The following is a 9,578-nucleotide window of genomic DNA, read 5'->3' on the forward strand; positions in this document are numbered from 1 at the left end:
TAGATTGCAACACGCGTGGCCCGGGAGGGCTCGCTTGCGGAACCCACAATGCTTTGGCCATTCAATCACTTCAGGAAACCCCGGACGCGGTTGCGCGGCACCATCGAGGCCATCTATGGCATGATCGTGACGCAGGCGCGAGAACCGTTGTTTTATAGGGACTTTGGGGTTCCGGACACGGTTAACGGCCGTTTTGACCTGCTTCTGCTGCATTTGTGGCTGGTCTTGCGCCGCCTGACATCGGTGCAGGGCGGCAAAGCCCTCTCACAGGGGCTGTTCGACCATTTTTGCAACGATATGGACGATAATCTGCGCGAAATGGCGGTTAGTGATCTCAAGGTGCCGAAGCGCATGCAGGCCTTCGGCGAAGCCTTCTATGGCCGGACGGCGGCCTATGACTTTGCGCTGACGGAGGGCCGTGAGGCACTGGCGCAGGCGATATGCAAGAATATCCTGAACGGCGAGAACATCGAAAAGGCCCGCCTGCTTGCGGCATATGCCGAGGCGGCGATGGCCGCTCTCGACCGCCTCGACGAGGCGACGCTGGTGAGCGGTTCGGCCAGGTTTCCCTTGCCGGAGAATGGCGCACAGCAATGAGCAAGAACGACGCAACAGAGAAGCTCGACCCGTGGCGCGTCCCCGTTGCGGTCGCGCAAATCTCCGAAACGGGCCTGCATCGCGACATCGAGGCCGATCAGGCCATCCGCAATGTGGTGGCCGAGACGGGCGGCTTGCGCGAGGTGTTGTCGGTGCAGGCATCCCTGGATGTGACGCCAGAGAGCGGTGGCCGCTTCCACGTGATGGGGCACGTGCGGGCGCGGATCGGACAGACCTGCGTGGTGACACTGGAGGAGATCGAGAACGACATCGAAGAGCCGATCGATCTGATCTTCGCGCCACCCGAGCAGATCCCGCAGATGGCCGCACTGGTCGATGAGGCCGGGGAGAGCGACGAGGAAACACCCGATCCGCCCGAGCCGATCGAGAACGGCATGATTGATCTCGGCAGGGTCGCCACCGACGCACTGTATCTCGCGGTCGATCCATATCCGCGCAAACCCGGCGCTGTATTTGAACCGATGGTTGAGGCCGCCGATCCCGAAGATCACCCGTTCGCGGCGCTAAGGGCGTTGAAGGCAGCACCGAAAAAATCGGGCACCAGGAAGCCCAAGGGCAAGTAGCCGGCTGCTAAAGTGGTCGGCGAAGCTGCCATCGGCTCGAGGTAGTTGTTATGTCCGATCCAGAAAATCTCGTAAGATATTGAATTGTATAGCAATACTTGTTACTCTTGATTTCGGGCCACACAACTTCCCTTTCGCCAAAAGACCGCGGTCAAGAGGTTGTGTCGGGACGGGGACACGCTATTGTCGCGGCCCGGCGGACGCGCGGTGTTGCGTTTCGCCGAGCACCGTGTAGCGGTGCCATTCCAGTGCGCGGCCGGGCTCTACGAGGGCCGCAAAAGATCAGGTTTCCGGGACGTTCATGCCGCAAAAGGTTCGAATCGCGCTTGACGCCATGGGTGGCGATGTCGGCGCATCGGTCGTCATTCCCGGCGCCGCAATCTCTTTGAAACGGCATCCAGACAGCGAGTTTCTGCTGTATGGCGACAGCAAGCTGATCGACGAGCAGCTCGCCAAATATCCAGCGCTGAAGGCGGCCTCGCAGGTCGTCCATACCGACGTGACCGTCAGCATGCACGACAAGCCGAGCCAGGCGCTGCGCCGCGGTCGCAAGAGCTCGTCGATGTGGCTTGCGATCGATGCCGTGAAAAGGGGCGATGCCCACGTGGCGGTTTCCGCGGGCAACACCGGCGCGCTGATGGCCATGGCGCGCTTCCACCTGCACACCATGGCCGGAATCGATCGCCCGGCGATTGCGGGCGTGTGGCCGACCGCGCGAGGCGATTCCGTCGTGCTCGACCTCGGCGCCACGATCGGCGGCGACGCGCGCCATCTCGTGGCGCTGGCGGTGATGGGCAGTGCGATGGCGAGCGTGCTGCTCAACCGGGAACGGCCCACTGTCGGCCTCCTCAACATCGGGGTCGAGGAAATCAAGGGCCATGAGGAGATCCGCGAGGCCGCCGAGCTGCTCCGCGCGAGCCAGCTCAATTATATCGGCTTTGTCGAAGGCGACGGGATCGGCGCGGGCGCGGCTGACGTGATCGTGTCGGAAGGTTTCAGCGGCAACATCGCGTTGAAGGCCGCGGAGGGAACCGCACGCCAAATGGCAGATTTTCTGCGCAATGCCATGGCTTCAAGCTGGTTTTCCCGGATCGGTTATCTGTTCGCCCGCAGCGCCTTCAAGGCGCTCCGAGACAAGCTCGACCCGAACAAATCCAATGGTGGTGTGCTGCTCGGCCTGAAAGGCGTCGTTGTAAAAAGCCATGGCGGAATCAGCGCCGAAGGCTTTGCCTATGCGGTCGATGTTGGCTATGAGATGGTCCGCTGCGATCTCCTCACCAAGATCAATCATATGCTTAATCGCGACGGCAGTGCGCTGGCTCAAGCGCAGACCGCGCAGGAGGCTGTCTCGTGACTGCGAAACGTTCGGTCGTGCTGGGCTGCGGCTCTTATCTGCCGCAGAAGGTGCTGACCAATGCCGAACTGGCTGCGCGAATCGATACTTCGGACGAGTGGATCGTGCAGCGCACCGGCATCCGGCAGCGCCACATCGCGGCCGAGGGCGAGTTCACGTCGCACCTAGCAATCAACGCTGCGCGCGCAGCGCTGGAGCACGCCGGCCTCGACGCCCAGGCGATCGATCTGATCGTGCTGGCGACTTCGACGCCGGACCATACTTTTCCAGCAACCGCGGTCGCCGTGCAGAACGAGCTCGGCATCCATCATGGCGCGGCCTTCGATCTGCAGGCGGTGTGTTCCGGCTTCGTGTTCGCGCTCGCCACCGCCGACAATTTCCTGCGCTCTGGCGCCTACAAGCGCGCGCTGGTGATCGGCGCCGAGACGTTCTCACGCATTCTCGACTGGAACGACCGCGGCACCTGTGTGCTGTTCGGCGATGGTGCCGGCGCGGTGGTGCTCGAGGCGCAGGATCAGCCGGGCTTGCCTTCCGATCGCGGCGTGCTGACGACGCATCTGCGCTCGGATGGACGGCACAAGGCGAAGCTCTATGTCGATGGCGGCCCGTCGACGACCCGGACCGTCGGCCATCTTCGGATGGAAGGCCGCGAAGTGTTCAAGCATGCCGTCGGCATGATCACCGACGTGATTGTTGATGCGTTCGATGCGACCGGCGCGACGGCTGATTCCATCGACTGGTTCATCCCGCATCAGGCCAACAAGCGAATCATCGATGCTTCAGCGCACAAGCTTCATATTGCGCCGCAGAAGGTGGTACTGACCGTCGATCTGCACGGCAACACGTCGGCGGCTTCGATTCCGCTGGCGCTGGCCGTCGCTGTCAAGGATGGACGCGTGAAGAAGGGCGATCTGGTGCTGTTTGAGGCCATGGGCGGCGGCTTTACCTGGGGTTCCGCTCTCGTGCGCTGGTAAGCGCGGCCTAAAAATACCGATTAAAATTGTAGTGATGTTCCATGCGTCTGCATGATGGTCGCTGTTGACCATTGCGTGCTAACCTCCTAATTTCAGGGAATAAATTGTTCGCCGAGAGTGCGGGGCAGGCGATGACCGGGACCGGAAAAACAGTCACACGTGTGGATTTATGCGAGGCGGTCTACCAGAAGGTGGGCCTGTCGCGAACGGAATCATCTGCGTTTGTCGAGCTCGTTTTGAAAGAGATCACCGATTGCCTGGAGAAGGGCGAAACGGTGAAGCTGTCGTCGTTCGGCTCCTTCATGGTGCGCAAGAAGGGTCAGCGTATCGGACGTAACCCGAAGACCGGTACCGAAGTGCCGATCTCGCCGCGTCGAGTGATGGTGTTCAAGCCGTCAGCTATACTGAAGCAGCGGATCAACGGCCACGCGCCCGGCAATGGTGAAAGCAAGACAGACTAACGAGACCGAGTAACACGGCCGTGTAACAAGGCGAGTACTGCGTCTTCACCAACAAGATGAGTTGAGAGGAGCTGGCATTTGGACAAGGCGCCGGATGCGTTCCGCACCATCAGCGAAGTCGCTGAAGAGCTCGATATTCCCCAGCACGTGCTGCGGTTCTGGGAGACGCGGTTTGCCCAGATCAAGCCGATGAAGCGAAGCGGCGGGCGGCGTTACTACCGCCCCGACGACGTCGACCTGCTCAAAGGCATCCGTCGCCTGCTCTACGGCGAGGGCTACACCATCCGCGGCGTGCAGCGGATTCTGAAAGAGCACGGCATCAAATCGGTGCAGGGCCTCGCCGACCAGACTTCGGCCGTCACCTTCGGCGCCGTTGAGGAAGCGATCGGCCTCAGCCTGCAGGAGCCCGAGGAGGGCGAGACGCTGGCCGCCGGTGCCGACGACGAGGACTACGAGACCGAAGAAAAGGAAATCGACTACCGTTTTGTCGATACCGACGATGACGGCATTTTGCTCCCCTTCGCCAAGGGCAAGCCGGGACCTTCGGAAGCCGACCGCGAGCGGTTGGAGCGGGTCCTGCAGGAGCTGATCGCCTGCAAGCAATTGCTAGATAACGCCCTGAAGGACGGTTGAGGGGGCTGTAAGATTGGTCGGAGCGAGAGGATTTGAACCTCCGACCCCTAGTCTCCCAGACTAGTGCGCTAACCGGGCTGCGCCACGCTCCGATGCCGTTCCATTAGCTGCGATCAGCGCCCGGCGCAAGGCGCGCGAAGGGCCTCATTGAGGCGACCGGTGGCCAGTTCCACCCCTAGATGCCGAGGACCCAAACGGCAACAATCGCGCCAAGTACAGCTACTCCGCTGATGGTCCAGCCCGTGACATAAGCCGCACCATCCGATTCCGGTCGATCGACCATGGTATCGTGCCAGGGGGCCACGGGCGGTCTCCTCCGCGTTGATGCTGCCTCCAGTCAGTAGGTCGTTGGCGGGAGGCCAAAGGTTCAACATGTGCGGAGGACGCAATACTCCCCTGCAGCGCGATTGCCCGCACAAGCTGGATAACCGCGCCGCCCTTCAATAGGCTCGCTTCCAACCGGCCGAAAAAGCTGCCGGGAACGCGGGATGCAACCCGTGGATAGCGGATGGAAACGTAAGGCAAACCCATGACAGCACGTCCTACCGGCGTGATACCGCCGATGACGACGCCGTTTCGGAAAGACGGCGAGATCGATTTCAAACTCGTCGCACCGCAGGTTGACTGGCTGATCGGCGCCGGCAGCCACGGCATGGCGGCCGGCGGCTCGACCGGCGAAGGGCATACGCTTGACCACGAAGAATATCGCGACCTTGTCGCGGCGACGGTGGAAGCCGCGAAAGGGCGCGCGCCCGTCATCGCCGGCATCATCGTCGATTCCACCCGCGACGCGATCCGGCGCGGCAAGCTGGTGCGCGGCATGAATGTCGCCGCGCTACAGGTGACGCCGGTGCACTATCTGTTCAAGCCGGACGAGCAGGCGATGGTCGATCATTTCCGTCGAATGGCCGATGAAACCGGCATGCCGATCATCATCTACAATGTGGTGCCGTGGTCCTATCTCTCGCCGGCGCTGATGACGCGGATCATGAACGAGGTGCCGCTCGTTGTCGGCGTCAAGCAGAGCGCGGGCGATTTGAAACTGTTTGCCGATCTCATGATGATGGCGCCGGACAAACTGATCTACAGCGCGGTCGATGCGCTGATGTATCCATCCTATACGCTGGGCGCGCATGGATCGATCGCGGCGATCCTGAGCGCCGCGCCGCATGCTTCCGTCGAACTCTGGAACGTGGTCAAGACGGGCAACCACGACCGCGCGCTGGAGCTGCACAAGAAGCTGCTGACACTGTGGAACGCCATCGTCTCCGACAATCTTCCGGCATGCACGCGCTACGCACAGTCGCTGCAGGGGCTGCCCACGACATTCTCTCGCGCACCGATGCCGGAAGCATCGTCTGCGCAACAGGCAGCTATCAGGAAGGCACTGGAGGGATTGGGCGCGCTGCGCGGCTCTCGCGAGGCGGCTGCGTAAATTCCGCCGCGCGAAAACGTCAGCGAGACAATCGAACCGCCGTCTCACGGGCGGCTTTACCGGCAGTCGCGAGCTGTTACTGTCCCGTTCGCACGGGCTCTGTTTCCATGAGGGCCCCAACTCAAAAATTCAAAACCGAGGTGACGATCTCATGAAGGACTTTGCCGGAAGGTTTGCCGTGATCACCGGAGGCGGCACAGGCATGGGCCGCGAACTCGCGCGCCAGCTCGTCGCCGAAGGCTGCAATGTCGCGATGTGCGACGTTTCCCCGGAGGCTATGGCCGAGACCAAGCGCATGTGCGAGGCGGAGAAGTTGCCGCAGGGCCTTCGCGTCACCACGCACGTCGCCGACGTCTCGATCGAGGCTCATCTCCAGCGCTTCCGCGATGAGCTGATCGAGCAGCAGGCGACCGACAAGATCCATCTGCTGTTCAACAATGCCGGCATCGGCGGCGGCGGCAGCCTGTTCACCAACACGCGCGAGCAGTGGGAGCGCACCTTCAACATCTGCTGGGGCGGCGTCTATCTCGGCGTCCGCACTTTCCTGCCGCTCATGATGAAGGCGGACGAGGCCCATATCGTCAACACATCGAGCGTCAACGGCTTCTGGGCGTCCGTCGGCCTGGGCGCCTCGCACACCGCCTACAGCGCCGCCAAGTTCGCAGTGAAAGGGTTTACCGAAGCACTGATGACGGATCTGCGGCTCAACGCGCCGCACATCAAATGCTCAGTCGTAATGCCCGGGCATATCGGCACCTCGATCGTTTCCAATTCGCGCAAGATCCAGAGCGGATCGGAATCCGAAGAACTCAGCCCGAATGAAATTCTGGCGACGCGGCAGCGCCTGAAGGGCATGGGCATCGATACCGCGCCGATGTCGGACGACGACATTCAGAAAATCGCACTCGACCGCGCGCGCACTTTCCGCGAGGAGGCGCCGACCACGGCGGCGGCGGCGGCAAAGATCATCCTCGACGGCGTCAAGGCTGAGCGCTGGCGCATTCTCGTCGGCGACGACGCCCACAAGCTCGACGAGCGGGTGCGGCAGGCTCCCGAAAAGGCCTATACGCCGGAGTTCTACAAGAGCTTTACGGATGAGGTCGGCTGGCGGCTCGGCTAGGGCCTATCGGTTCTGATGGAATCAGAACCGAGGCTTCTCTTGCGTTAACGTGGCTTCTTCACGCGAGCCGATTGCCTGGTCCCCTCGCGACGCGCTGGCGCGAGCCGGGGCGGTAGGCGAGGCGGGTATGCCCTGAGCAATAAGGCATGCCTTCCACCGGCTTGGTGCCGCAGAAGCAGAAGTCCTCTGCGCCCGGCGTGCTGATCGGCCAGCGGCATCGTTCGTTGCTGAGTTCGAGCAGCGAGCAGCGGTACTCGCTTGTAATCGGCTCTTCCTGGAGCGGCTGCGCGTTTTCGTAGACGGCCTGCAGGATTTGATACTGCAGTCTGGGGATGGATTTCCTGGAGCGCTCCCGGGCGGCCTTGCTGGGACGCGGTTCGGCGGGGGCGGGGCCGCGTGTCAGTTGGAGGCGGGAGAGTTTGCCGATCACGGCGTTGCGGCTGACGCCGATGCTGGCCGCGATCTCGCGGCAGGTGAGGCCTGCCTCAAAATGGCTCTTCAGGAGTTCGACGCGATCGGTGGTCCAGGTCGGTACATTCGTAAGCATTTTCTCGGTTCCACATTCTGTGAAAACCGCCCCGTTCTTCCCGTCAGGACGCCTTCCCATTGTCGCGGATTGCAAGCAGCCCGTCCTTGATGGCGAGCCGAATGCCTTCCTCGATCAAAGTCCTTGCGACGCCGGGAACGCTGGTGCCGTGGGTGCCCTGTCTCACCAGTCTTTCGAGATAGTTGATGGTCGAGAGCGCCAACGTAACGGGAACGCGGTCGGTTTCGGCTTTTTCTGTAGCCATGGGGAACGCTAACTTTTAAACGATGTACTGAAAAGTTACTATTTCGACTCTATTTAGTTTTGCACACATGAGTCAAACGGCTTGTGGATAGCCTTCTATCCGTTTGAAAAAACGTGCGAAAATGTTGAACTGGTGCTGTGGACGGACAGCGCGGGTGTTGTGCCGAGCCCCTGGCGGGCCTCAACGGCTCTCGTAGCCGCGGCGAAACGATCCAGCCGCGATTCCATTTCTTGATTGCCTCACGCGGCAGGGAATGCCGATGATGTCCGGGGACTACGGCAAGGGGCGCAATGACGGTAACGAACGGTCTCTACACCATCCAGATCGAGATGACGGACGGCGGGCACGGCCGCGCCAACGGCGTGATCGTGCTCCACGACGGCAAGATCGCCGGCGGCGATTCATATTTCTATTACACGGGGTCGTATCGTGCCGATCGCGGCAAATGGCGCGGCGAATTGATCACCAACGAGCACACGAAGTCCGTAGGTAGCCTGCCGCTGTTCGGCGGGCGTGAAGTCACCTGCGGCTTTACCGGCGCCTATTCCGCCGACGCGGCGGAAGTGAACGGAACGGCGCTGGTCGGAAAAACCAGCGTGGTGTTTCACGCCAGGTTGCAGTTGCGTTCGGAGTTCTGACGACGGCGTCAGCCGTGCACGACCGTCTTCGCAATCATGCAGTGAATGCCCTTGGAGCCGTTAACGGTCTGTGTCACCCGCAGATCGGCGGCGAGGCTGCACAGCGTATAGGCGTCTTCGCGCGACAAATTGCGCTTCTCGCCGAGCAGCACGATCATGTCGCGCAACGCGCGCACCACGCATTGATCGAGATCGGGGTCCATCGCCATCGTCATGTAATGCGTTGGCGTCTCGGCACGGGGATAGGCGAGCTCAAGATCCTTGCGCAGCGTCAGGCGGAAGCGGCCTTGCAATGCCGTCTCGATCGCGGTGACGCAGACTTCGCCATCGCCCTGCACGCCGTGCCCATCGCCGCAGGAGAACAGCGCGCCCGGCACGAACACCGGCAGATACAGCTTGGCGCCGGCACCCAATTCCTTGTTGTCGAGATTGCCGCCCATCGCGCGCGGAATCAACGAGGTGATGCGGCCCCAGGCGGGTGGCGGTGCCACGCCCATCACGCCAAAGAACGGCGCCAGCGGCAAATCGAGCCCCCATGGCATCCGGCCCACCATCCGCTCGCGGTCAAGCGGGATGTTGATGATGCGTGTCTCGTGGAAATCGTCGGGCAGGGTGCCGGCCAGCGGGCGGATCAGATTGTAGCCCCAGTCCTGCCGGAGCTGGACGTCGAGAATATCGACCTGCAGCACGTCGCCGGGCTCGGCGCCGGCAACCGCGACCGGGCCGGTGAGGATGTGACCCGGGACCATGCGCTCACTCCGCGCGTGAATGTCGGCAAGCTCGGCAGGTACGTGAAACTTGGCTCGGTCCGGCATCACGTCCGGCCCGCCGGTCACGGTGTCGATGGTGACCTCGTCGCCGCTGGCGATGGTCAGGACGGGCTTCAATTTCGCTTCGAAAAAGCCCCAGTGGCAGGTTTCGGGGCTGGAATGCAGGTGATGATGGGCCATGAGGGGGACTTTTGGTTGCTGCAATGGCGTCGTATGACGCT

At 62.0% G+C, this 9,578-nt stretch carries 13 protein-coding genes and 1 tRNA gene; 9 read left to right on the forward strand and 5 right to left on the reverse strand.

The window, feature by feature from the left end; translation table 11 throughout:
* The first annotated feature begins 48 nt into the window (after nucleotides 1-48).
* From CP49_RS06145 to CP49_RS06170, 6 genes are all read left to right on the forward strand, one after another.
* A complete protein-coding gene (locus tag CP49_RS06145; RefSeq protein ID WP_057849409.1) occupies nucleotides 49-597 on the forward strand; it encodes a ubiquinol-cytochrome C chaperone family protein in 549 nt (182 codons plus the stop codon).
* A complete protein-coding gene (locus CP49_RS06150) occupies nucleotides 594-1,181 on the forward strand; it encodes a YceD family protein (protein ID WP_057849410.1) in 588 nt (195 codons plus the stop codon). The genes CP49_RS06145 and CP49_RS06150 overlap by 4 nt, the downstream gene beginning before the upstream one ends.
* 301 nt (nucleotides 1,182-1,482) lie before the next feature.
* Nucleotides 1,483-2,535 (forward strand): phosphate acyltransferase PlsX, encoded by a 1,053-nt coding sequence (gene plsX, locus CP49_RS06155; protein ID WP_057849411.1) that lies wholly within the window; start codon nucleotides 1,483-1,485, stop codon nucleotides 2,533-2,535.
* Entirely contained in the window at nucleotides 2,532-3,509 is a 978-nt protein-coding gene (locus tag CP49_RS06160) for a beta-ketoacyl-ACP synthase III (protein WP_057849412.1), read from the forward strand. The genes plsX and CP49_RS06160 overlap by 4 nt, the downstream gene beginning before the upstream one ends.
* Before the next feature lie 131 nt (nucleotides 3,510-3,640).
* Complete coding sequence (locus CP49_RS06165; protein WP_057845762.1) at nucleotides 3,641-3,970, forward strand: integration host factor subunit alpha; 330 nt, start codon at nucleotides 3,641-3,643, stop codon at nucleotides 3,968-3,970.
* A gap of 78 nt (nucleotides 3,971-4,048) precedes the next feature.
* Nucleotides 4,049-4,603 (forward strand): MerR family transcriptional regulator, encoded by a 555-nt coding sequence (locus tag CP49_RS06170; protein WP_057849413.1) that lies wholly within the window; start codon nucleotides 4,049-4,051, stop codon nucleotides 4,601-4,603.
* A 14-nt stretch (nucleotides 4,604-4,617) separates the two neighbouring features.
* Here the strand turns inward: CP49_RS06170 and CP49_RS06175 are convergent.
* A tRNA-Pro gene (locus tag CP49_RS06175) sits at nucleotides 4,618-4,695 on the reverse strand.
* Between the two features lie 83 nt (nucleotides 4,696-4,778).
* The gene (locus tag CP49_RS48565) at nucleotides 4,779-4,907 is read right to left on the reverse strand and encodes a hypothetical protein (RefSeq protein WP_275186238.1); all 129 of its coding nucleotides are present in this window, start codon (nucleotides 4,905-4,907) and stop codon (nucleotides 4,779-4,781) included.
* A 225-nt stretch (nucleotides 4,908-5,132) separates the two neighbouring features.
* Between CP49_RS48565 and CP49_RS06180 the strand changes: the two genes are divergently transcribed.
* Together CP49_RS06180 and CP49_RS06185 are read left to right on the forward strand one after the other, a co-directional pair.
* Nucleotides 5,133-6,038, forward strand: coding sequence for a dihydrodipicolinate synthase family protein (locus CP49_RS06180; RefSeq protein ID WP_057849414.1), 906 nt, complete (start codon nucleotides 5,133-5,135; stop codon nucleotides 6,036-6,038).
* Nucleotides 6,039-6,189: 151 nt separating this feature from the next.
* The gene (locus tag CP49_RS06185) at nucleotides 6,190-7,158 is read left to right on the forward strand and encodes an SDR family oxidoreductase (protein ID WP_057849415.1); all 969 of its coding nucleotides are present in this window, start codon (nucleotides 6,190-6,192) and stop codon (nucleotides 7,156-7,158) included.
* A gap of 58 nt (nucleotides 7,159-7,216) precedes the next feature.
* On the opposite strand, the gene CP49_RS06190 is transcribed toward CP49_RS06185, so the two are convergent.
* Together CP49_RS06190 and CP49_RS06195 are read right to left on the reverse strand one after the other, a co-directional pair.
* Nucleotides 7,217-7,705 (reverse strand): GcrA family cell cycle regulator, encoded by a 489-nt coding sequence (locus CP49_RS06190; protein ID WP_057849416.1) that lies wholly within the window; start codon nucleotides 7,703-7,705, stop codon nucleotides 7,217-7,219.
* A 43-nt stretch (nucleotides 7,706-7,748) separates the two neighbouring features.
* A complete protein-coding gene (locus CP49_RS06195) occupies nucleotides 7,749-7,949 on the reverse strand; it encodes a hypothetical protein (RefSeq protein WP_057839093.1) in 201 nt (66 codons plus the stop codon).
* Between the two features lie 290 nt (nucleotides 7,950-8,239).
* On the opposite strand from CP49_RS06195, the gene CP49_RS06200 reads away from it, so the two are divergent.
* Complete coding sequence (locus tag CP49_RS06200; RefSeq protein WP_057849417.1) at nucleotides 8,240-8,587, forward strand: GrlR family regulatory protein; 348 nt, start codon at nucleotides 8,240-8,242, stop codon at nucleotides 8,585-8,587.
* Nucleotides 8,588-8,595: 8 nt separating this feature from the next.
* On the opposite strand, the gene CP49_RS06205 is transcribed toward CP49_RS06200, so the two are convergent.
* A complete protein-coding gene (locus tag CP49_RS06205) occupies nucleotides 8,596-9,537 on the reverse strand; it encodes an acetamidase/formamidase family protein (protein ID WP_057849418.1) in 942 nt (313 codons plus the stop codon).
* Between the last annotated feature and the right edge of the window lie 41 nt (nucleotides 9,538-9,578).

The organism is Bradyrhizobium valentinum (assembly GCF_001440405.1).
Taxonomy (GTDB): Bacteria; Pseudomonadota; Alphaproteobacteria; order Rhizobiales; family Xanthobacteraceae; genus Bradyrhizobium; species Bradyrhizobium valentinum.